A 20,913-nucleotide genomic window follows, 5' to 3' on the forward strand; every position below is an offset into this window, starting at 1 on the left:
TCTGATCCGGGGCGCACGCAGCACGCGCCCTGGAGGTCCCGCCATGAGTTCCGTCGTCTTCCGCCCGCTCGTCGACGGCGAGGAGTCGCTGTTCGACTCCCTGCCCGATCCCCTGCCGCTGCCCCAGATCTCGTACGCCGAGGGTCTGGCCGGCGGAGGCTTCCACCCCTCCCGCACCTGGGTCGCCCTGCGCGACGGCCGGGTGGTGGGCCGGGCCGCGTGGGTGCTGCCGCCCGGCTCCGTGGGCGGTCCCTGGCTCGAGCGTTTCGACCTGATCGACACCCCGCGGGTGGGGGCCTCGCTGCTGTCGGCGGCCCACGAGGCGCTGGGCGGCCCGCGCCCCTATTACGCGGCGTTGCCGGCCGGCTGGCACACGTCCCCGTCGGTCGTCTCGGCGATCGCCCCGGCCCTGGCGGCGGCCGAGTCGGCCGGGCTCGTTCCGCGGGGCGAGCGGCTCCGGCTGCGCTGGACACCCGGCGGTCCGGCCGACCAGCGGGCACCGGATCCGCTCGTGCGGCCGGCTTCGGGGCCGGCCGAGATCGACGGGCTCGTGGACCGGATCGCCACCCCCGACGTGCTGACCGGGAGCGAGACGGCCCGAGCCGTGGCAGGCCTCGACCTGGCCCGCGACCCACGTCCCTGGCTCGCCGGAGAGGCCACCGCCTGGCATGTCGCCCACGACGGGGACGAGCCCCTCGGACTGCTGGGCACGGCGGGGCAGGCGTGCTGGCCCATGCTCGGCTATCTGGGTGTCCGGCCCGGCCCGCGGTCGGCGGCGGCCCGATCCGCGCTGATCGCCGCCGCGCTCGACGTGCTGGTGGCCGGCGGCGCCGAGGAGGTGGTGGCCGACGTCGACGCCGACCGGTCCGATGTGCTGGCCGAGGTGAAACGGGCCGGTTTCCGCCCGGTCCGGGCCCGGCTGACGTTCGAGCCCGCCGGGGCGTAGGGTCGCGGCTCGTGGAGCCTGCAATCACGGCCTGGGTCGAAGGAATCGCGCGGCCCGGCCAGCGCATCATCGAGTCGCGCGCGCTGACCGGCGGATACAGCAACGACAACACGGTCCTCACCATGACCGGTGGCGAGCGTTACGTGCTGCGGCGCTACCTGCGGGGCAACAAGTGCGCCCTGGAGGCGGCGCTGGCCCGGCGGCTGACCGGAGTCGTCCCGGTCCCCGACGTGGTCGCCGCCGACCCGACCGGTGAGGCCGCGGGCGAGCCCGTCCTGCTGTCGGCCTTCGTGCCCGGCGTGCCGGTGAGCGATCTGGACGCGACTGATCTGGCCGGCATCGGCCGGGACGTGGGCGCCACGCTGGCCCGCATCGGCGCCGTGGAGTTCGCGGCCCCCGGATTCTTTGCCGGGGGCCGGCTCGAACCCGACGGCGCCGAGCCGGCCGAGGGCCTGGACCTGTGGGTGGACCGCTGCCTCACCGAGGGCAACGCGGCCGGCCACCTGACCGACGAGGAACAGCAGGCCGTACGCCGCTGGGCCCGCGACGCCGCACCCGAGCTGTCCACCCTCAAGGGCTCCCGCCGCCTGGTCCACTCCGACTACAACCCCAAGAACCTTCTGGCCACCCGTACGCCCGATGGCCGCTGGCGGGTCGCGGCCGTGCTCGACTGGGAGTTCGCCTTCAGCAGCAGCCCCCTGGTCGACATCGGCAACATGCTGCGCTTCCCCCGGCCACCGGCCTTCACCGACGCGTTCCTGGCCGGCTTCCAGGAGGCCGGCGGCGCCCTCCCGCCGAACTGGCGCCGCCTGAGCCAGGCCCTTGACCTGTTCGCCCTGGCCGACTTCCTCACCCGCCCGGTCGACCACCGCTATTTCGGCAAGGCCGTCGACCGGATCCGGGTCATGCTCGGGGAAAGCTGACCAAAGCCTAGGATGGCCGCATGCTGTGGGTGTTCTCGGTGGCGTACTGGGCGTTCATCGGGCTCACCTGCGTGGTGTTCTTCGTCGGAGCGGTCGTCGTCCGGCTGGTGACGGTGCCGTTCGACCGGCGGCGGGTGGTGCTGCACCTGTATTCGTCGGCGTGGGCGTCGTTCTACGTCTACGTCAACCCGCTGTGGCGGTTGCGGGTCCGGGGACGCGATCAGCTGCCGTGGCACGGCGCGGCGGTGCTGGTGGCCAATCACGCGTCGCTGATCGACATCCTGGTGTTGTTCGCGCTGTTCCGGCCGTTCAAGTGGGTGTCGAAGCAGGAGATCTTCCGGGTGCCGCTGATCGGCTGGAACATGCGGCTCAACGACTACGTCCCGCTGGTCCGGGGCAGCGGCGCCTCGGTCCGCCGGATGATGGAGCACTGCGACCGCCTGCTGGCCGCCGGCTCCCCGATCATGATCTTCCCCGAGGGCCGCCGCACCCCCGACGGCTCCTTGCAGCCCTTCAAGGACGGTGCTTTCGAGCTGGCCACCCGCCACCACGTGCCGGTGATTCCGATCGCCGTCCACGGCACCCGGGCGGCCCTGCCCCGCCACGGCCTCATCCTGCGCGACCACATCGACGCCCGGGTACGAGTGCTGCCGGCCCTCGACCCGGCCGACTTCCCCGATGTGGCCACCCTGCGCGACGCGGCCCGCCACTCGATCGCCGAGGCCCTGAAAGACAATTGACGCCCGTCACTACGATGGCGGCCCGTGAGGATCGCGCACTTCTGCGACAGCCACCCGGGCCGGCCGGACGGGGTGGCCCACTCGGCGGCACTGACCGTCTCGTTGTTGCGCGAGGCCGGGCACACGGTCGACTTCTACCATCCGGGACCACTGTGGACCCTGCAGCCGAGCCCGGGATCGGTCCGGTCGCTCACCGTCCCGGGCCGGCAGCTTCGCATCAGCACGCCGTGGCCACAGTGCCGTCCGGCCGACGTCGTCCATGTGCACACCACCGGTCCGCTGGGGATGGCCGGCTTCCGGCTGGCGGCCCGCCGGCAGGTCCCGCTGATCGCCACCTGGCACACCGACCTGCTCGCCTACGCCGACATCTACCCGGAGATCCCGATCGGAGCCGCGTGGTGCGCGCTCCAGCTCCGCCTGGGCTGGTCCCCGAAGGAGTATGCCGAGCTCGCCCACCGGGGCGGCGTCCGCCAACGCCGGCTCGCGCTCCTGGGCCACGGCATGTTCACCCGCATGGCCGCGGCGATAGCTCCCTCGGCCAAGACCGCCGACGGTTTCGCCACGTTCGGCAACGCCGGCCCGGAGATCTGCATACTTCCCACCCCGCTGCCCCCGGCCGATCCACCGCCACCACCCCACAAAAAACCTGCCGCGCGCACCGTTGTGTTGTCGGTCGGGCGGGTGACGGCCGAGAAGAATCCGGAACTGCTTCTGCGCGCCTTCGCTCTGGTTCATGCTGCGAAGCCGGACGCCCGCCTCATCGTGCTCGGGGCGCACCAAGGCCGGGCGCGGCTGGTGCGACGGGTGACCGCGTTGGGGCTGGCCGGGTGCGTCGATGTGCTGCCGCCGGTGCCGCAGCACGAAGTCGCCGCGTTCTATCGCGCCGCCGACGTGCTCGCCTTCGCGTCCACCACCGACACGCAGAGCCTGGTGATCACCGAGGCCGAGGCTCACGGCCTGCCCGTCGTGGTGGCCGACCCGGGACTGGCCCGGCGACCGGGAGACGGCCCGCCCCGGTTCACCTGCGCACCCACGCCGCCCGCGCTGGCCGCGGCCCTGTGCCGGATGCTCGACGACGACGGACTACGGAATGCGGTCATCCGCGACGGCTTGACCGCCACCGCCGGATATCCGCCGTCCGTCTATCTCCGCCGACTCGTCGACCTCTACCACCGGCACGCCGGTCACGACCACCTGTCACGATTCTGCCCGTGAAGCATCACCCCGCCCGATGGGCCGCCGCGGCCGGCTCGGTGGTCGGCGCCGCCCTGGTCTTCCTGCCGATCGACACCTACTTCGACCTCGAGGACTGGGAGCGGGAGCTGCGCCGCACCGGCGTCCCCGCACCGGCCTACGTTTTCGAGCACCCCGTCGACCGCGGCTCCCGGAGCATGCTCCTGCGCTATCAGGCCGAGGGAGTGACCCATCAGGCCGAGATCACCTGCTACGAGGTGTGCCTGCCCGTGGGCGCCACCCCGCGAATCTGGTACAACGCCGCCGATCCGCTGGATTTTGTCACCGATTTCGGCGAGCTCAGCGGTGAGCGTGGTTCGCCACAGGGGCTGCTCGGGCTGGCCGGCCTGCTCCTCTTCGCCGGCAGTGTGTGGCTGGCCTTCGGCTCCGTCGGGTGGACCCACCACGGCCCCCGGCTGGTCGTCCTGATCGACCCGGTGCACAAGTTCGTCGACGGCCGGCCGGCCCGTCGAGCCCGGTCGAGCGCCGCCGCGATCACCCTGCTGGAAACGTTGCGGGGCCGGCACATCGACGAGCTGTGGCTCGATCACGACCTCGACGGCGAGACGGCCTGGCCGGTCGTCGAATGGCTTCAGGAGCAGGCGTACGCGGGAGATCGCCCCGACATCGGGCAGATCGTCATCCCGGCGGGGAAGACGACCGGCCCCGCCCAGGACATGACGCGCGCCCTGCGCGAATGGGCCTACGAGGTGCGGACCGGTCCCAGCGGTCAGGAACTGACCTGAGTGGCTGATCTGCTGGGGCCATGACGATTCTGCACACGCCCACCACGGGCGCCGTCCTCAACCCGTTCGTATTGGTGGACAACGCCGCCGGGCTGATCACCTTTGTGTCCGAGGTGTTCGACGTCAAGGAGACACCCGAGGCGCACAGCGAGATGCCCGACGGCAAGCTGATCCACTCGGAGCTGCGGCTCGGGGCGGTCGACCTGATGATCGTGGATCGGCAGGAGGGCTGGCCGCTGCGGCCCGGGATGCTGCAGGTGTGGGTCGAGGATGTGGCCGCGGTGCTCGACCGCGCGACCGAGCGTGGTGCCACCGTGGTCACTGGGGCGACACCCTTCTACGGCGAGACGACCCTCGGCCGGCTGCTCGATCCGTGGCAGAACCTGTGGTGGCTCTATGCGCCCGCGCCCGGTCAGCCCGATCCCGTGCCGCACTGGGACGACGAGGGCTCGGACACCGTATTCACGACCCTGGACGCGACGCTGCGATCGCTGCGCTGAGCCGGCGGACGGCCTCGTCCATCAGGTCGGGCGGGGCCGCCGCATAGGTCAGCCGCAGATGGGGCGCGGGCGCCTCGGCCGCGAACCAGGGACGTCCCGGGAAGACGACGACTCCCCCGGCCGCTGCCGCGGCGGCCACCGCCACGTCGTCGGCGCCCTCTTCCAGACGTATCCACAGGTGCAGTCCGCCTCGGGGCACGCGCCCGATGTCGAGCGCCAGGTGCCGCCGCAGCGCGGTCAGCAACGCCTCCCGCCGCGCCCGCAACGCCGTCCGCAGTGCGCGGCGATGACGATCCCAGCCGGGCGAGGTGACGAACTCCAGCGCGGCCTGCTGCAGCGGCCCGGCCACAAAGAGCTCGTCGAGCAACCGTACGGCCCGCAAGCGCGCACCGGCCTGCCCGCGCGCGCCGATCGCCGCGATCCGCAGCCCGGGCGCCGCGGATTTGGTCAGCGACCGCAGATAGATCACGTGCCCGTCGGTGTCCTCGGTGGCCAGCGGCCGGGGCGGATCGCCGTCGATGGTCAGATCCCGCGCATAGTCGTCCTCGATCACAAAGGCCCCCGCTTCCCGGACGGCGGTGAGGACCGCGGCCCGGCGCGAGGTGGCCAGCGTGGCGCCGGTCGGGTTGGCATGCAGCGGCTGGCAGTAGAAGAGCCGTGCCCCCGTACGCCCGAAGGCCGCCGCCAGCTGATCGGGCCGCACCCCGTCGGCATCGGCCGGCACCGGCACCACCCGGAGCCCCGCCGCCCGGGCCGCCGCGAGCGCACCGAGGTAGGTCGGCGACTCGACCAGCAGCGTGTCCCCGGGGCCGGCCAGGGCGCGCAGAGCCGAGGAGAGCGCCGCCTGCCCGCCCGCGCAGATCACCATGTCGTCGGCCCGGAGCCCGACGTCGCGCGCGAACCACGCCCGCAGGTCGGCCCGCCCCTCCGCCGGCCCGCGCTGCCAGGCCGCGGGTTGCCGCGCCACCCGGGCCAGGGCGGCACCGAGCGCGGCGGTCGGCTGCAGCTCCGGCTCGAGGTAGCCCCCGGAGAGCGGGATCGCTCCCGGAGGTGGGGTGGCCAGTAACGCTTGCAGCTCGGCCTCGCCCGATCGCCGGGAGCCGAGCGCGACGGTCTGCCACGACAGGTCCGGCGCCCGGTCGGGCGGGGCCGCGCGCGGCGCCACGAAAGTGCCCTGCCCCGGCCGTGTCTCCACGAGCCCTTCGTTGACGAGCGCCCGGATCGCGGCCGCGACCGTCACCGGCGACGCCTGATGACGCGCGGTCAGGACCCGTACGGAAGGAAGCCGCGACCCCGCCGCGGCCGCGCCCACCGACGTCCGCAGATCTTGGATAACACGCGCCGCCGCGTTACCGTCATTCATGAAAGAGCAGAGTAGCGCTACTGAGCCGAACGCGGTAACACGAGGACTGGCGCTGGGCGCGCTCGGCGTGCTGGCGTTCAGCATGTCGCTGCCGGCCACGCGGGTGGCCGTGCAGGAGCTCGACCCGTGGTTCGTGGCGTTCGGCCGGGCGGTCGGGGCCGCCATCCTGGCCCTCGCCTACTTGTGGCTCACCCACCCACCCCGGCCGACCCGTGACCAGTGGCGGCGGTTGTCGATCGTCGCGCTCGGCGTGGTTGTCGGCTTCCCGCTGTTCACGTCGCTGGCCCTCACCACCCAGACGTCCGCCCACGGCGCCGTGGTCATCACCGTGCTGCCCGCCATGACCGCCGTCTTCGCCGTGCTGCGGGCCGGCGAGCGCCCGCCGCCCGCCTTCTGGCTGGCCGGCGGCACGGGGCTGCTGTCCGTCCTGACGTTCGTCGTCCTCACCGGCGCGGCGCGCGGCCGGCTGTCGCTCGCCGACGTGTTCCTGCTGGCCGCGGTCATTCTGTGCGGGCTGGGCTACGCCGAAGGCGGTGCCCTGGCCCGCGAGCTGGGCGGTGCTCGCACCATCGGCTGGGCCCTGCTGCTCTCGCTGCCCGTCACCCTCCCGATCACCGTGGTCACCGCCGCGGCCCACCCCCCGCAGGCCGACGGCCGGTCCTGGGCGGCGTTCACCTACTTGACGGCCGTCTCCATGTTCCTGGGCTTCTTCGCCTGGTATGCCGGCCTCGCGCGGGGCGGCGTGGCCCGAGTCGGCCAGATCCAGCTGGCCCAGCCGGTGCTGACGCTGCTCTGGTCCGCCCTGCTCCTGGGTGAGACCGTCACACCCGCTTCGCTGGCCGCCGCCCTGGTCGTCCTGGCCTGCGTCGTCCTGACCCAGCGCACCCGGCCCGCCCCGGCAGTCACGCCGCACCGGCCTTCCCCACCGGAGAAACAGCCATCGAGCAGCCCGGCCGGCTGACGTCGAGCGCCCCCGGTCGACAGCACCGGTCCCCGATGACCCGGCGTCGTAGTTGCCGACCTCCACCAGGTTGCCGTCCGGGTCGCGCAGATAAACGCTGGTGATCGGGCCGGTAGCGCCGGTGCGGGCGACCGGGCCGAGCTCGACTGGAAGGTTCCAGATCCCCAGCTTCCGGATGAAGGCGGCCAGCGGCACCGCGCTGATCAGGCACAGGTCGGCCGACCCGGGGGCCGGCGTCCGGGCGTGGGGTTGCCACTCGTGGCCGGCCTGATGGAGGTTTGCCGGACGTCAGGCCCTGCCGGCCGTCGCCGAAGACCACCGGTGTCAGGCCGAGGACGGCGGAATACCAGGGTCGCGGTGATGTCACGGACCGTCAGCACGAGATGGTCCAGGCGGGTGATCTCCACCGGGTCCGCGTACTCCAGGGTGCCGCCGGGGTGCGCGATGCCGGCGGCCCCCCGGGACCGCAGGAACTGCTCCACAGGGGCGGTCATGTCACGGCCTCCCGAGACGGGCGATCACGTCGGCCAGCCCTTCGGCGTCCAGCTCGTAGGCGGTCCGGCCCGCGTGCGGGTCGCGGGCGTGCAGCACGTGCAGCAACGGCGACTGCGGGCCGCCGAGCTCGACCAGGGTGGCCGAGGCCCCACGGGCCGCGCGCTCGGTGCCGGCCGGCGCGGTCAGGTCGACCCGGGTGACCACGCCGGGCGTGACCCAGACCGGCACGCCCTCGAGCAGGCCGAACAGCTGCAGGTGGAAGTGGCCGGTCAGGATGAGCCGCACGTCGGTGCCGCGGATGGCGGCGGCCAGGGCTTCCGGGTTGAGCAGGCCCAGCGCGTGCTGCACCTCGACGTCGAGGGCGATCGGCGGATGGTGGAACGCCAGCACCGTGCCGTGCTCGGCCGGCGTGGCCAGCACCGAGCGGAGCCAGGCCAGTTGCTCGTCGTCCAGCCGGCCGTACCCCTTGCCGGGCACCAGCGTGTCGAGAGTGACGATGCGGTGGCCCTTGATCGTGGTCACCGTCGTCACCGGCCCGAGGGCGGCCTCGAACGCCTTGCGCTCGTCGTGGTTGCCGGTGGTGTAGAGCGCCGGGATGTCCCGCTCGGCGGCGAACCCGCCGACCAGGTCGCGGACCGACGCGTACGCCTCGGGGGAACCGTCGTCGGCCAGGTCGCCCGTGACGAGCACGGCGTCGAGCCCGGCCTGCCCCGCGCAGTCGTGCAGGATCTGCCGCAGCGACTCGCGGGGGTCGAAGCCGTCGGCGTTGAGCCCGGACGACCGGATCAGATGGGTGTCCGACAGATGCAGGATCCTCATGCGACGGACGCTAGAGGATCCCGGCAATCGATTATCGGTTGAGCTTGGTGCGCCAGTCGGACGGGACGGCGCCGGAGGGGCCGGGGACGGTCTGGTCGGCCGGGCGGCTGTGCGCGGGCGCCAGCACCGGGCCCGAGCCGGCCTCCTCGGTGGAGAAATCCCAGAACCAGTCCTCGCCCGGCTCGAAGGACTGGATGACCGGGTGACCGGTCTCGCGGAAGTGGGCGGTGGCGTGCTGCGACGGTGAGGTGTCGCAACAGCCGATGTGGCCGCACTGCGCGCAACGCCGCAGGTGGAACCACCAACCGCCGGCGTCGAGGCACTCGACGCAGCCGGTGCCTGAGGGGGGAACGTCGGGCTGGATCGGGTTTTCGCTCGTCACGCCGAAAAACCTACCCCAGCTCCGGGGAGATCAGACCGCATCGTCCGTCACATCGGCGAAGGTGCCGCCGAGCGCGCGCACGGCCTCGTCGGCCGGCACCTGCAGGCCCACGCCGCGTTCGCCCGCCCCGAGGTTGATCGTGCGGCCCTCCGTACGGGAATCCGCGATCACCGGCCAGGCCGTGCTCGCCCCGAACGGGGTGATCGTGCCGCGCTCGTATCCGGTGGCCGCCTTGGCGGTCGCCGCGTCGGGCATCGAGAGCCGGTTGACCCCGAGCAGCGCCCGCAGCTTGGGCCACGAGATCGACCGGTCGCCGGGCACCAGCACGAACACGTAGTCGTCGTCCGCACGCCGCACGACCAGCGTCTTCACCAGGTCACGAACCTCGACGCCCTGCGCCTGCGCGGCCTCGGCGACGCTGCTCACCGGCCCGTGGCGCAGCAGCTTGGACGGCAGGCCCAGTGACGCGGCGGCGGCCTCAGCCGGATTCGTCGACATGTGATCACCGTAGCGCCGGCCGGAACGCGGTCAGGCCACACCCGGTGCGGGTGTGGCCTGGCTTCGCGTGGACTCAGCGGCGGCGGTTGTCGTCGCCGCGGTGGTCGCCGTGGTCGTCGTTGTCGTTGTCGTGGTCGTCGTGGTCACGGCCGCGGCCACGGTCGTCGCGCCAGTCCCGCGACTTCGAGACCTCCAGCTGCCAGTCGCCGCGGTGGCGACCGAACCGGACCAGGTCGCAGTCGTAGTCGTCCCACCGGTCGCGCCACTCGCCCCGCTGTCCGGCGCGCTCGCAGTCGCGCCGGGAGTCGTAGTAGCCCTCCACCCAGTCACGGTCGCGGCGCGGCTGCTCAGCCGTCGTCGTGGCCGCCCGGACCGAAGTGTCTGGTGCGGATGTCGACGCCATGGCCGGACCGGCCCCGAGCGTCGCGCCCGTCATCAGGCTCAGTCCAACGAGTGTCAGAATCCGCGTTGCGGCTTTCATGGTTCACCCTTCCCTCGAGCCGATAAGTTCCCTGCCAATCCATCACGGGGAGACAGCCCGGCATGCGACATTGGCGGCCTTTCGCCCGTTCGGTGGAGGTCAGGTCGGATATGTGTCTCGAATACCGTGGCGCGGCTGACGTGGCGACAGCGGTATGCGCCAGGGGCAGGGGGAATGGAGATGCCCGAGAGCGGATTGTGCCTTCGGGAACCGACAGTTGGAGGAGCCATGACCAAGAACCGCCCCGAGCTCGTGCCCGGACCCGACCACCCCATCACCATCACCATCACGCCGGCCACATCGTGGTCAAGGTGGGCGGCAAGGTGGTGGCCGACACCCGCAACGCGCTGACCTTGCAGGAGTCGACCTACCCGGCCGTGGCGTACATCCCGATGAGCGACGTCGACCAGTCGCTGCTCGAGCGCACGCCGACCTCGACCTACTGCCCCTACAAGGGCGACGCGACGTACTACTCGATCCCGGCCGGCGGCGACCAGGCCGTCGACGCGCTGTGGGTGTACGAGAACCCGCGTGACGCCGTGGCCCAGATCAAGGACCACGTCGCGTTCTACCCCGACCGCGTCGACTCGATCGAGATCACGGCGTAACGAGCCACCTCACGGCCGCCGCTCGGCGAACACCAAGGTTCCGCACAGACTCCGCGGGCACGGTGATCCTCATGCGGAGACGAACCCTGTTGCTCAGCGCGTCGGCGGCCGTGGCCGGTGGGCTCGCGGTGAAGACCGGCGTGGCCTCGGCGAGCGAGCGGACCGTGCTGTCGTCGACGAGCGCCTCGACGCTGGCCCCGCGCGAAGTCACCCCGTACCACCCGAGCGCGAGCCACCCACCGGCCGCCGTCCGGCAGGTCGCCCGGCGCGACTACTCGTTCGCCCGGGACGGCCGGGCGCTGCCGACCCAGGTCTGGGCACCGGTCGGCCCCGGCCCCTACCCGCTCGTGCTCTTCAGCCACGGCCTGCGCTCGCAGCCCGACGACTACGCGAGCCTGCTGGCCCGCTGGGCTCAGGCCGGGTTCGTCGTGGCCGCCCCGCGCTATCCGCACACCGCGCTGGGCACGTCCCAGTACACCGCGTACGACCTGGTCGACCAGCCCGAGGACGCGTCGGAAGTGATCACCCGCATGCTCGAGCGGGACGAGGAGAGCATCGACGCGTCGCGGATCGCCGCGGCCGGGCACTCGGGCGGCGCCATCACCACGTCGGGCCTGTTCAGCGCGCACCGCGACGACCGGCTCAAGGCCGGCATCCTGATCGCCGGCACCGACTTCCTGGGTACGCCGTTCACCGGTCCGGCCGCGGCCATGCTCCTGGTCCACGGTCGCCGGGACACCTCCGTGAAGTACGACGCCGCCCGCACGGTCTACGCGGCGATCCCCTGGTCACGCTCCCTGCTGACGATCACCGACGGCGGCCACCAGATCACCGGCGGCGAGCTCCCGGCCGTCGCCGGCACCACCGCCGCCTTCCTGCGCTGGAGCTTTTACGGCGGCGAACCCGCGCTGGCCGGCCCGGCCGCTCTCGGCGGCGTCGCCACGCTCGAGGACGAGCTCACAGCTGCCGCCGCACCTGCGCGATGAGGGCCGGATCGATCTCGTACGGCGTGTAGAGCGAGATCCGGTCGACCAGCCCGCCGAAGCGCGAGCGCAACCCCGCACCCACGTCGCCGGTCACCGCGAACGTGTCGAGCACCTCGTCGCTGATCAGCGCCGTCATCTCGGCCCAGGCCTGCCGCCGCGACAGGCCGTTGAGCTGGTCGGCCAGCTCACCCCAGCCGTGCAGTTCGAGCACCGGCCGGTAGGCGGGCGTCGAGGCGTAGAACGCGATCTGCCCCTTCACCGCCTGCTCGGCCCGCGACCGCGCGGCCTCGTCGGCGCCCAGCACGACCATGGCCGACAAGCAGACCGTGAAGTCGTCCAGGTCGCCGTCGCGGGCCACGCGCAACGCCGGCCGGGTGCGCTCGGTCAGATAGGCCGCGCTGGTCAGCGGGTGCACGAGCAGCCCGTCGGCGGCTCGTCCGGCCGTCCGGGTCATCCGCTCCCCCACCGCTGCCAGCAGGATCGGCGGATTTCCGTACGGGTTCGGGCCCGGATTGAAGAAGTCGGTCATCAGCGTGTGCCGGTAGAACTCGCCCCGGAACGCCAGCCGCTCCCCGCCCCAGGCTCGCCAGACGGCCCGGATCGCGCCGAGGAACTCCTCCATGCGCGCGGCCGGCTTGCTCCACGGCATCGCGAAACGCCGCTCGATGTGCGGCTGCACCTGCGAGCCGAGCCCCAGCTGGAACCGGCCCTCACTGATCAGCTGAAGGTCGTTGGCCAGCACGGCCACGCTCATCGGGTTGCGGGCGAACGCCACCGCGATGGCCGACTGCAGCGTGATGCGGGAGGTGGCCCGGGCGGCCAGCGCGAGCGCGGGGAACACGTCGTGCTTGGTCTCGGCCGCGCCGAACCCGTCGTACCCGTCCTTCTCGGCGGCCACCGCGGCCGACTCGACGAGCATCGGGGTGGCCGCGACGTCGGCGGCGAAGTCAACCAGCATGGGACAGCTATAGCACCTGCTGCCGGATCCACGTCCGGCACGCCCGGTCGACCGTCCGGAACGGCACGCCGTACGCCTCCCGGGCGGCCTGGTCGTAGTCGTTGTCCTGGATCAGGACCAGCCGGACGAAGGCGAACAGCTTCTCGTCGCCGTACTTGCGGGCCATGCAGTCGGCGGCCAGGTGGCTCAGCCCGTAGAAGGCGTCGCCGGCCCGTGACGGCGCGTCCGGGCCGGGCTGCGCCGGGATCATCGACTTCTGCGGCGCGCCGCCGTTGAGCGCCCACCGCACGCTGTAGCGGCGCAGGGTGCGGTTGGCTCGCAGGGGCGACCAGCCGATGTATTCGGCGATGCCCTCGCTGAGCCAGGTGTCCTCGGCGGCGTCGGCCCGGTAGGCGCCGGAGAGGGTCACGACGTGGCCGAGCTCGTGCTGCAGGGCGACGCGCAGCATGACCGGGTTGTCGTCGAGCTCGGTCATCCGCAGCATGACGTCGATGCCGTACATGTTGAGCGGGATGGCCAGGCCGATCGCCCAGTTGTCGTCCTCGCCGCCGTACCAGCTGCGCCACTGCGCCTCGCCGGCCAGGTAGATGCGGTAGCGCGCCTGCGGCGTGCCGATCAGGGCCGCGAACCGGTCGTCGACCTGGGCCGCCGCCTCGGCGACGGGCAGCACCTCGGCCAGGTGGCGGCGCTGGGCGGGCGCGGCGATCAGGGTCACGCGGGTGCCGCGCAGGGCCACCAGCTCGCCGTTCTCCCAGGGGGCGGGGCGGCGGGGATCATCGCTCGGGCCGGGCGCGACGGCGCTGATCACGTACCGGTCGGCGACCGGGCGCATGGTGAGCCGTTGCTCGATGCGGGGCGGTTGCTGCCACTTGCTCCCGGGCTCGCCGGGGCACATGTCGACGCCGAGGCAATAGGAGATCTCGGTCCGGATGGCCAGCGCGGCCGGGTCACCCTTGACCGGCCGCCCGATGCCCGGCCGGTAGTCGAACCGGGTCGCCTCGAGGGCCCGCAGCGAGCGGAACATGCTGCGGTACCGCTTGCGCAGCGGCGCGTCGACGGCGGCCAGCCAGGCCTGCTCGTCCCCGCTCAGCAGTGCTTGGGACTGCGCCGCGAGGGTGGCCACGGCCTGGTCGTAGGGGGTGACCGGCGCGGGATGACCGCGGGCGGCGATCGCCGAGGGTGCGGCCGGCCGCGAGACGACGACGGCCGCGGTGAGGGTGAGCATCCCCACCGCCAGGAGGGCGAGGTACAGGCTCGTGGCACGGCGCATCGCTCTCCGTTCGGCCGGGGAGGTCCATCGGTCACCACGATGGCATCCACCCCGGTCGAACGGAAGCGTCAGGCCAGGCCGGGAATCGGCATGCTGAGGACCCGTACGGTCCAGCGCCGCGACCCGGCCGTGCCGGCGCACGACCCCTGCACCGCGACGCCGCTCTCGATCCGCAGGCACTTCTCGCTGTTCGTGTTGACCAGCTTGGCCGTCTCGCCCGTCGAGTCCCGCAGCACCCACCGCCGGGCCGGGGTCGCCGCGCACGGCTCGAGCCCCGCGCGGGCCCCCTCGACCCGCGTGCCGCCCGGCATGCTCAGGCACCGCCCGGTCTTGACGCTGAGCAGCTCGAGGGTGCCCGCGACGCCGGCCGGCCGGAACCGCCACCGGTAGGGATCGGTCGGCGCGCACGGCAGCTCGGTCAGCTCCGACGTGAGGCACCACCGGCTGCCCGCGTTGATCACGTGGAAGTCGAGGCCCACGAGGTCGATCGGGGCCGGCGCGGCCTGGGCCGGGACAGCCGGGACGACCACCAGGGCGGCCAGGGCGAGAGCGAGAGCACGGCGCAGCATGCCGGCACTTTACCCGATTTGTCCGCTTCTATCGGCGTAGCAGTTCCCGCAGCGCCTTGACCACCTCGGCCGGCGCCTCCTCGGCCATGAAGTGCCCGGAGGTCACCGGGATGTGCTGCAGGTCCGGCGCCCAGGCCCGCCACAGCGCGGCCGCGTCGAAGCCGAGCATCGAACCCCAGTCCTGCTGGAGAACGGTCACCGGCATGCTCAGGACGTGGCCGGCGGCCCGGTCGGCCCGGTCGTGCTCGACGTCGATGCCGGCCGACGCCCGGTAGTCGGCCACGATCGACGGCACCGCACCCCGGCACGCGTCCAGGTAGGCCGCCCGCACCTCGGCCGGGATGGCCGCCGGGTCCTGGATCCACAGGTCGAGGAAGTGCCCGAAGAACTCGTCGGCCGACGCGGCGATCATGCGCTCGGGCAGCCCCGGCGGCTGGGCCATCAGGTAGAGGTGGAACCCGACCGCGGCCGACACACCGTGCATGACCTCCCACATGTCCAGCGTCGGCAGGACGTCCAGCGACGCCAGGTGGGTGACGTGCTGCGGGTGGTCGAGCCCGGCCCGGATCGCCACCAGGGCGCCCCGATCGTGCCCGGCCAGCGCGAACCGGTCGTACCCGAGCTCGTGGGCCAGCCGCACGACGTCGCGGGCCATGGTCCGCTTGGCGTAGGTGTCCGGCCCGGCCTCGGCCGGCTTGTCGCTGGCGCCGTAACCCCGCAGGTCCGGGGTGATCACGGTGTGGTCCTGGGCGAGGTCGGCCACCACGTGCCGCCACATCAGATGGGTCTGCGGAAACCCGTGCAGCAGCACGATCGGGCTGCCGCTGCCTTCCACCCGCACGAACAGCTCTACATCGTCGTCGACTCGTACTCGTTGCTGGGACATGCTGCGAGTCTGCGGAGCACGGATGAGCAGCGGATGAGTACGGTGTGCGGGTGACGGTCCGCTTCGGGGTGCTGGGCTTCGGAGTGCTGGGCTTCGGAGTGCTCGGCCCGGTGACTGCCTGGGATCCGGCCGGCGAGCCGATCGCGCTGAGGGGCCCGATGCACCGGGCCGTGCTGGCCCGCCTGATCGTCGCCCGCGGCCGCGTCGTCCCGGTCGGTCACCTGGTCGACGATCTCTGGACCGCCCCGCCCGAGGGTGCCGTTTCCGCCGTACGCACGTTCGTCGCGGCCCTGCGCCGCGCGCTCGAGCCCGATCGCCGCCCCCGCACTCCCCCGGCCCTGTTGATCACCGAGGGCCCGGGCTACGCGCTGCGAGCCGCACCCGACACCGTGGACGCCTGGCGTTTCGAGCAGGCGATGGCGACGCCCGCAGCACTCGCCGAGGCCCTGAGCTGGTGGCGCGGCCCGGCCTACGCCGACTTCCCCGAGGCGCCCTGGGCCCGGGCCGAGCGCGCCCGCCTGACCGAGCTGCGGTTGCGGGCGGTCGAACTGCTCGCCGCGTCGCGTGCACCGGCCGAGGCCGTTCCCGACCTCGACGCCCACGTGGCCGAGCACCCGTGGCGCGAGGAGGGGTGGCGGTTGCTGGCCCTGAGCCTCTACCGCACCGGCCGGCAGGGCGACGCGCTGGCCGTGCTGCGCCGGGCCCGCGAGCAGTTGGTCGACCGGCTCGGACTCGACCCCGGTCCGGCTCTGCGCGAGCTGGAGGCGAGCATCCTCCGGCAGGACATCCCGGTGCGTTCCGTCCTGGCCGACGCGGCCGCCGACTACGAACGCAACGTCGGCGCCCGGGCCCGCCTCGACTCCACGGTGGGCCTGCTCCGCGATCTCGCGGTCACCGGGGGCGGCGGCGGCCTGGAGGCAGCCGGACGGCACCGCATGGCGACGATCGCCGCGGCCGAGGAGCTGGGCGACCCGGCCCTGATCGCACGGGTGATCGGCGCCTACGACGTGCCGGCCATCTGGACGCGCTCGGACGACCCGGCCCGCGCGGGGAAGATCGTCGCCGCCGCCCGCCGGGCCCTGCCGTCCGCGCGGGGCGCCGCCCGGGTACGGCTGCTGGCCACGATCGCGCTGGAGACCCGCGGAGCGACGGCCGGCCCGACGCCCGGCGAGGCGGTTGCCGCGGCCCGCGACCTGGACGACCCGCGCCTGCTGGCGTTCGCCCTGAACGGCCTGTTCATGCAGACCTTCCACCGCTGCGGCCTGGCCCCCGAGCGCGACGGGATCGGCGTCGAGCTGATCACGCTCGCGGCCGGGCACAAGCTCCCGACGTACGAGGTCCTGGGCCACCTGATCCGCGTGCAGTCCCGCTCGGCGCTGGCCGACTTCCCCGCCGCCGACACCCATGCCGCGGCCGCCGACCGTCTGGCCGCCGAGCACGAGCTGCCGCTGGCCACGGTCTTCACCGAGTGGTACCGCGCGATGCGCCAGGCCACCCCGTCGGCCTACCGGGCCGCCGCCGACCATCTCGCCGGCACCGGGATGCCCGGCCTGGAGCACGGCTTGCTCGCCCTGGCCCTGCTCAGCCTGGACCGCCCCGATCACACGCTCGGCTACGGCCCCTATACGCCGTGGGCGCAACCGCACGTCCTGCTGGCCGAGGGCCGGACGGAGCAGGCCCGAGACGCCCTGCGTGGTGTCCCGGACCCGCCCGCCGATCTGTTGTCCGAAGCGCTGTGGTGCCTGATCGGCCGGGCCGCGGTGGCTGTCGGTGACCCGGCCGCGGCGGCGCGGACGCTCACGGCGCTCGCTCCGGCGGCCGGCCAGCTCGCCGCGGGCAGCGGCGTCCTCGACGCCGGGCCGATCGACGACCTGCTGGCTACTGTGCGGCGCGCAGCGGCTTGAGGGCCTCGGCCACCTTGGCCAGCTCGTTGAGGGCGTTGGTGGCGGCGGCGGTCATGATCTCGGTGGGCCGCAGCTCGCCCTCCTGGATGAGGCTGTGGACGAACGGGATGTTCACCGACTCGGGGATCATGAAGAGCTTCAGGGCGTACGCGGAGCTCTGCAGCTGCAGGGCGGAACGGGTGCCGGCCGAGACACCGCCGTAGCTGACCACGCTGGCGGCCTTGTAGTTCCACTCGGCGTGCAGGTAGTCGAGAGCGTTCTTGAAGGCGGCACCCAGGCCGTAGTTGTATTCGGGGATCACGAAGACGATGGCGTCGGCCGCGGCGACCTTCTCGCTCCAGCGCTTGGTGTGGTCGTGCTGGTAGTTCTGCAGGCGCGGGTGGTGGGGCTCGTCGAGCAGCGGCAGGTTCTCCTCGGCCAGGTCGGCCACGGACACCTGGAAACCGCCGTGCGCCTTGGCCGCGTCGACGAACCACTCGGCGACCTTCGGGCCGACCCGTCCCGGCCGCGTGCTCCCGACAACCACCAGCAGATTGAGCTCACTCACGACGCGTTTCCCTCTTCCCGTACGGTGTTTACTTGCGTCCGCAACAATATCGGGGCCCAGTTCTTCCGGCCCCGCCGAGTCGGATACATCACATCGCTATGCATCCCTCCGGGACAGTTCCCGCGCAGACGAGGAGTAACCCCGTGCTTCGCCCGGCCGAACTGGCGGGGTGACGCGGGAGCGTGCCCGCGAGCGACCGGCCGGTGGAGCTGGTGCTCGACCTGGGCTGCTTCGACCACTCGGTGGGCGGGCACTGCGAGGGGCTCGTGTACCGGCCGGACGGCGTACCGGTGAAGGCCCTTCACCCGCGCAACGGGTGGGTGCGGCTGACCGGGCCGGGCAGGCCGGCGCGCACCACATGACCGCCGTCGGGCACGCGCACATCGACTCGGCCTGGTTGTGGCCGTTGCGCGAGACCCGCCGCAAAGTGGCCCGCACGCCGGCCAACGTGCTCACGCTGATGGAGACCGACCCCGAGCTCGTGTACGCGATGTCGTCGGCCCAGCAGTACGCCTGGGTGCAAGGGGACCACCCCGAGTTGTTCGAGCGGGTGCGGCAGCGGGTCGCCGAGGGCCGCATCGTGCCGGTGGGCGGCGCGCCGGTGTGGGCCGGCGAGCTCTACCTCGAGTTGCACCGGGGCACGCTCACCTCGCAGATCGCGATGAAGCAGGGCAACCGCCGGGCCGAGGCGCTGCTGCGGTCGGTCGAATATCTGCGGGCCACTTCCGCCGTACGCGATGGGGTGCCCTATCCGTACGACGAGCTCGACGAGGCGTGGCGCACCGTGCTGCTGCACCAGTTCCACGACATCCTGCCCGGGTCGTCGATCTCGTGGGTCCACCGCGAGGCGCGGGAGACGTATGCCCGGCTGGAGAAGCAGTTGCGGGCGCTGGCGCCGACCGGCGGCGAGCCGGGGTGGGAGGTCGTGCGGGACCGGCGCGCGGTGCCGCCGGGTGCGGGCGTGCTGGACAACGGAATCCTGCGCGCCTCGCTCGACGCCGACGGGCACGTGAGCTCGCTGACCGACCTGCGGAACGGGCGCGAGCTCGCCGCGGGGCCGCTCGGCGTGCTGCGGCTCTTCCGGGACGAACCGGTGCGCTGGGATGCCTGAGATGTCGACCGGCACGTGCTGCGGAACCCGGTGGCTCTGGGGTTCGCGGTCGTCGAGACCACTGAGGACGGTGTCTCGGTCGTGCACCGGCATGGGGCGTCGACGTTCCGCACGACGTACGCGATGCTCCCGGACACGCCCCGGCTGGAGATCACCGTCGACGCCGACTGGCAGGAGAGCGAGCATCTGCTCAAGCCCTCGATGCCGGTAGCGGTGCACACCCTGCGAGCGCGGTACGAGACCCAGTACGGCTCGATCGAGCGGCCGGCCCACGACAACACCCTGGCCGACGAGGCGCAGTACGAGGTCTGCTCGCACCGGTGGGTGCACGTGGCCGAGCCGGGGCTCGGGGTCGGGGTGGTCAACGACTCGACGTACGGCTGTGACGTGCGCCGGATCCCCGGGGGCACCGACCTCCGGCCGACGCTGCTGCGGGCGCCGCGCTACCCGGACCGGCGACCGACCGGGGGCGGCACACGTTCCGTTTCGCCGTGGTGGCCGGGGACGACACGGCCACGCGGGCGGCGGCCGACGACCGGTCGGGGGACGTGATCGTCCGGCTGCACGAGACACGGGGTGGCCGCGCCACCGGCGTTCTCCGGGCGGACTTCGCGACGACGGTCACCGAGGTCGATCTGCTGGACCGCGATCCCCGCCCGGCCGGCGACCGGCTGTCGCTCGGCCCGTTCCAGATCACCACCCTGCGACTCACCCGCGAATCATGAAGAATCACCCCATGTATGTCATCAGGGAGCGGTTCTTCTCGATCGGCGACGACTTCGATGTGCTCGACGAGCACGGCACCAAGCTGTTTCACGTCGACGGCAAGGTGCTGAGCGTCCGCAACAAGGTGGTGATCGAGGACCCGGCCGGGCAGGAGGTCGCGACGCTGCACCGGCACCTGGTCGCGATGCGACCCACGTACGAGATCCGGATCGGTGGCGAGAAGGCGGCCGAGGTCCGCAAGAAGCTGTTCACGCCGTTCCGCGAGAAGTTCACCATCGACGTGCCCGGGCCCGACGACCTGGAGATGAAGGGCAACCTGCTCGACCACGAATACGTCATCGAGCGCGGCGGCGAAGAGGTGGCCGCGGTCTCCAAGCGCTGGCTGACCATCCGCGACACCTACGCCGTCCGGGTCGCGGCGGGCATCGAGCCGCTGCTGATCATCGGCAGTGTGCTCGCCCTCGATCTGGCTCTCGACCGGGACAAGAGCGACGACGACAATTGAGCGTCTGGGAGATCCTCGCCCTGCTGGGCGGTGGCCTGACCGCCGGCACGGTCAACGCGATCGCCGGCGGCGGGTCGCTGATCACCTTCCCGCTGCTCGTCGCCCTCGGGCTGCCGGGCGTGGCCGCGAACGTCAGCAACGCGCTCTCGGTCGCCCCCGGCTACGCGGCGAGCGCCGTCGGCAGCCGCCCCGACCTGACCGGCCAGGGCCGCCGCATCCTGACCATCATCCCGACGATCGTGGTCGGTGCCCTGAGCGGCAGCGCGCTGCTGCTGTTCACCCCACGCGGCGTCTTCGACGTGGTCGTGCCGTTCCTGCTGCTGCTCGCGGCCGCGATGATGGCGTTCCAAGGCAGATTGCGCACGCTGGCCGGCCACCCGCGTGACAACTCGCCGCGCAAGGTGACGGTGCTGGTGCAGGTCGCGGTCTTTCTGTGCGGCCTCTACGGCGGCTACTTCAACGCCGCGATGGGCCTGCTGCTGATCGCCGCGCTGGCCCTGGTGCTCGATGAGCCGCTCCGCCGGATAGGCGCCCTGAAGAACGTCTTCTCGGCCGTGGTCGGCGCGACCACAGTCCTGACCTACAGCGTCTTCGGCCCGGTCAACTGGGCGGTGGTCGCCGTCCTGGCCCCAGCCACCGTCATAGGCGGCTTCGCCGGCGCCAAGATAGCCCGCCACCTGCCCTCCGAGGTCCTCCGCTGGACGATCGTGGCCTTCGCGGTGGTGGTCGCCGTCGCGCTGTTCCTGACGTGAGTGC

Annotated in this window: 26 protein-coding genes; 16 read left to right on the top strand and 10 right to left on the bottom strand. The window is 72.6% G+C overall.

Annotated features, from left to right (window positions below; translation table 11 throughout):
* Positions 1-43 precede the first annotated feature (43 nt).
* Genes NAG42_RS11710 through NAG42_RS11735 form a run of 6 tightly spaced genes read left to right on the top strand, consistent with a single transcriptional unit; the run spans position 44 to position 5,088 of the window.
* Positions 44-946, top strand: coding sequence for an acetyltransferase (locus NAG42_RS11710; RefSeq protein WP_250030236.1), 903 nt, complete (start codon positions 44-46; stop codon positions 944-946).
* Between the two features lie 11 nt (positions 947-957).
* Positions 958-1,869, top strand: coding sequence for a phosphotransferase family protein (locus NAG42_RS11715; protein ID WP_250030237.1), 912 nt, complete (start codon positions 958-960; stop codon positions 1,867-1,869).
* 20 nt (positions 1,870-1,889) lie between these two features.
* On the top strand, positions 1,890-2,609 hold the full coding sequence (locus NAG42_RS11720) for a lysophospholipid acyltransferase family protein (RefSeq protein WP_250030238.1): 720 nt from the start codon (positions 1,890-1,892) through the stop codon (positions 2,607-2,609).
* 24 nt (positions 2,610-2,633) lie between these two features.
* Complete coding sequence (locus NAG42_RS44855) at positions 2,634-3,824, top strand: glycosyltransferase (protein WP_250030239.1); 1,191 nt, start codon at positions 2,634-2,636, stop codon at positions 3,822-3,824.
* On the top strand, positions 3,821-4,588 hold the full coding sequence (locus tag NAG42_RS11730; protein WP_250030240.1) for a cyclic-phosphate processing receiver domain-containing protein: 768 nt from the start codon (positions 3,821-3,823) through the stop codon (positions 4,586-4,588). The genes NAG42_RS44855 and NAG42_RS11730 overlap by 4 nt, the downstream gene beginning before the upstream one ends.
* Positions 4,589-4,608: 20 nt before the next feature.
* A complete protein-coding gene (locus tag NAG42_RS11735) occupies positions 4,609-5,088 on the top strand; it encodes a VOC family protein (protein ID WP_250030241.1) in 480 nt (159 codons plus the stop codon).
* On the opposite strand, the gene NAG42_RS11740 is transcribed toward NAG42_RS11735, so the two are convergent.
* A complete protein-coding gene (locus NAG42_RS11740) occupies positions 5,051-6,451 on the bottom strand; it encodes an aminotransferase-like domain-containing protein (protein ID WP_250030242.1) in 1,401 nt (466 codons plus the stop codon). The genes NAG42_RS11735 and NAG42_RS11740 overlap by 38 nt on opposite strands.
* Between NAG42_RS11740 and NAG42_RS11745 the strand changes: the two genes are divergently transcribed.
* Positions 6,450-7,412, top strand: coding sequence for a DMT family transporter (locus tag NAG42_RS11745; RefSeq protein ID WP_250030243.1), 963 nt, complete (start codon positions 6,450-6,452; stop codon positions 7,410-7,412). The genes NAG42_RS11740 and NAG42_RS11745 overlap by 2 nt on opposite strands.
* Before the next feature lie 495 nt (positions 7,413-7,907).
* Here the strand turns inward: NAG42_RS11745 and NAG42_RS11750 are convergent, their stop codons facing one another.
* The 4 genes from NAG42_RS11750 to NAG42_RS11765 all read right to left on the bottom strand — a co-directional run bounded on the left by NAG42_RS11750 (position 7,908) and on the right by NAG42_RS11765 (position 10,042).
* Positions 7,908-8,726 (bottom strand): metallophosphoesterase, encoded by an 819-nt coding sequence (locus tag NAG42_RS11750; RefSeq protein ID WP_250030244.1) that lies wholly within the window; start codon positions 8,724-8,726, stop codon positions 7,908-7,910.
* Positions 8,727-8,757: 31 nt separating this feature from the next.
* Entirely contained in the window at positions 8,758-9,108 is a 351-nt protein-coding gene (locus NAG42_RS44860; protein ID WP_250030245.1) for a UBP-type zinc finger domain-containing protein, read from the bottom strand.
* A gap of 30 nt (positions 9,109-9,138) precedes the next feature.
* Positions 9,139-9,606 carry an aminoacyl-tRNA deacylase gene (locus tag NAG42_RS11760; protein WP_250030246.1) on the bottom strand — a complete coding sequence of 156 codons (468 nt, stop codon included), beginning with the start codon at positions 9,604-9,606 and terminating at the stop codon, positions 9,139-9,141.
* A 73-nt stretch (positions 9,607-9,679) separates the two neighbouring features.
* Positions 9,680-10,042 (bottom strand): hypothetical protein, encoded by a 363-nt coding sequence (locus NAG42_RS11765; protein ID WP_250030247.1) that lies wholly within the window; start codon positions 10,040-10,042, stop codon positions 9,680-9,682.
* 356 nt (positions 10,043-10,398) lie between these two features.
* Between NAG42_RS11765 and NAG42_RS44865 the strand changes: the two genes are divergently transcribed.
* Together NAG42_RS44865 and NAG42_RS11775 are read left to right on the top strand one after the other, a co-directional pair.
* Entirely contained in the window at positions 10,399-10,695 is a 297-nt protein-coding gene (locus NAG42_RS44865) for a DUF427 domain-containing protein (RefSeq protein WP_250030248.1), read from the top strand.
* Positions 10,696-10,766: 71 nt separating this feature from the next.
* The gene (locus tag NAG42_RS11775; RefSeq protein ID WP_250030249.1) at positions 10,767-11,681 is read left to right on the top strand and encodes an alpha/beta hydrolase family protein; all 915 of its coding nucleotides are present in this window, start codon (positions 10,767-10,769) and stop codon (positions 11,679-11,681) included.
* Here NAG42_RS11775 and NAG42_RS11780 read toward each other — a convergent pair.
* The 4 genes from NAG42_RS11780 to NAG42_RS11795 all read right to left on the bottom strand — a co-directional run bounded on the left by NAG42_RS11780 (position 11,653) and on the right by NAG42_RS11795 (position 15,364).
* Positions 11,653-12,639 carry a TIGR03617 family F420-dependent LLM class oxidoreductase gene (locus tag NAG42_RS11780; RefSeq protein WP_250030250.1) on the bottom strand — a complete coding sequence of 329 codons (987 nt, stop codon included), beginning with the start codon at positions 12,637-12,639 and terminating at the stop codon, positions 11,653-11,655. The genes NAG42_RS11775 and NAG42_RS11780 overlap by 29 nt on opposite strands.
* Positions 12,640-12,646: 7 nt before the next feature.
* Positions 12,647-13,909 (bottom strand): hypothetical protein, encoded by a 1,263-nt coding sequence (locus NAG42_RS11785; RefSeq protein ID WP_250030251.1) that lies wholly within the window; start codon positions 13,907-13,909, stop codon positions 12,647-12,649.
* A gap of 68 nt (positions 13,910-13,977) precedes the next feature.
* Positions 13,978-14,478, bottom strand: a complete 501-nt coding sequence (locus tag NAG42_RS11790) for an RICIN domain-containing protein (protein ID WP_250030252.1) — start codon at positions 14,476-14,478, stop codon at positions 13,978-13,980.
* Positions 14,479-14,506: 28 nt separating this feature from the next.
* Positions 14,507-15,364: an alpha/beta fold hydrolase gene (locus NAG42_RS11795; protein WP_250030253.1), complete on the bottom strand. Its 858-nt coding sequence runs from the start codon at positions 15,362-15,364 to the stop codon at positions 14,507-14,509.
* Between the two features lie 50 nt (positions 15,365-15,414).
* On the opposite strand from NAG42_RS11795, the gene NAG42_RS11800 reads away from it, so the two are divergent.
* Complete coding sequence (locus tag NAG42_RS11800) at positions 15,415-17,268, top strand: AfsR/SARP family transcriptional regulator (protein WP_250030254.1); 1,854 nt, start codon at positions 15,415-15,417, stop codon at positions 17,266-17,268.
* Here the strand turns inward: NAG42_RS11800 and NAG42_RS11805 are convergent.
* Entirely contained in the window at positions 17,243-17,815 is a 573-nt protein-coding gene (locus NAG42_RS11805; RefSeq protein ID WP_250030255.1) for an NADPH-dependent FMN reductase, read from the bottom strand. The genes NAG42_RS11800 and NAG42_RS11805 overlap by 26 nt on opposite strands.
* Before the next feature lie 182 nt (positions 17,816-17,997).
* On the opposite strand from NAG42_RS11805, the gene NAG42_RS11810 reads away from it, so the two are divergent.
* The 6 genes from NAG42_RS11810 to NAG42_RS11835 are packed head-to-tail and all read left to right on the top strand — an operon-like array spanning position 17,998 to position 20,909.
* Positions 17,998-18,177, top strand: coding sequence for a hypothetical protein (locus NAG42_RS11810; protein ID WP_250030256.1), 180 nt, complete (start codon positions 17,998-18,000; stop codon positions 18,175-18,177).
* Positions 18,174-18,926 (top strand): glycoside hydrolase family 38 N-terminal domain-containing protein, encoded by a 753-nt coding sequence (locus tag NAG42_RS11815; protein ID WP_250030257.1) that lies wholly within the window; start codon positions 18,174-18,176, stop codon positions 18,924-18,926. The genes NAG42_RS11810 and NAG42_RS11815 overlap by 4 nt, the downstream gene beginning before the upstream one ends.
* A gap of 15 nt (positions 18,927-18,941) precedes the next feature.
* Positions 18,942-19,478, top strand: a complete 537-nt coding sequence (locus NAG42_RS11820; RefSeq protein ID WP_250030258.1) for a glycoside hydrolase family 38 C-terminal domain-containing protein — start codon at positions 18,942-18,944, stop codon at positions 19,476-19,478.
* Complete coding sequence (locus tag NAG42_RS11825; protein ID WP_250030259.1) at positions 19,475-19,651, top strand: glycosyl hydrolase-related protein; 177 nt, start codon at positions 19,475-19,477, stop codon at positions 19,649-19,651. The genes NAG42_RS11820 and NAG42_RS11825 overlap by 4 nt, the downstream gene beginning before the upstream one ends.
* An 11-nt stretch (positions 19,652-19,662) precedes the next feature.
* Positions 19,663-20,157, top strand: a complete 495-nt coding sequence (locus NAG42_RS11830) for an LURP-one-related/scramblase family protein (RefSeq protein ID WP_250030260.1) — start codon at positions 19,663-19,665, stop codon at positions 20,155-20,157.
* Entirely contained in the window at positions 20,154-20,909 is a 756-nt protein-coding gene (locus tag NAG42_RS11835) for a sulfite exporter TauE/SafE family protein (RefSeq protein ID WP_250030261.1), read from the top strand. The genes NAG42_RS11830 and NAG42_RS11835 overlap by 4 nt, the downstream gene beginning before the upstream one ends.
* Positions 20,910-20,913: the final 4 nt, after the last annotated feature.

The organism is Paractinoplanes maris (assembly GCF_023544465.1).
Classification (GTDB): domain Bacteria; phylum Actinomycetota; class Actinomycetes; order Mycobacteriales; family Micromonosporaceae; genus Actinoplanes; species Actinoplanes maris.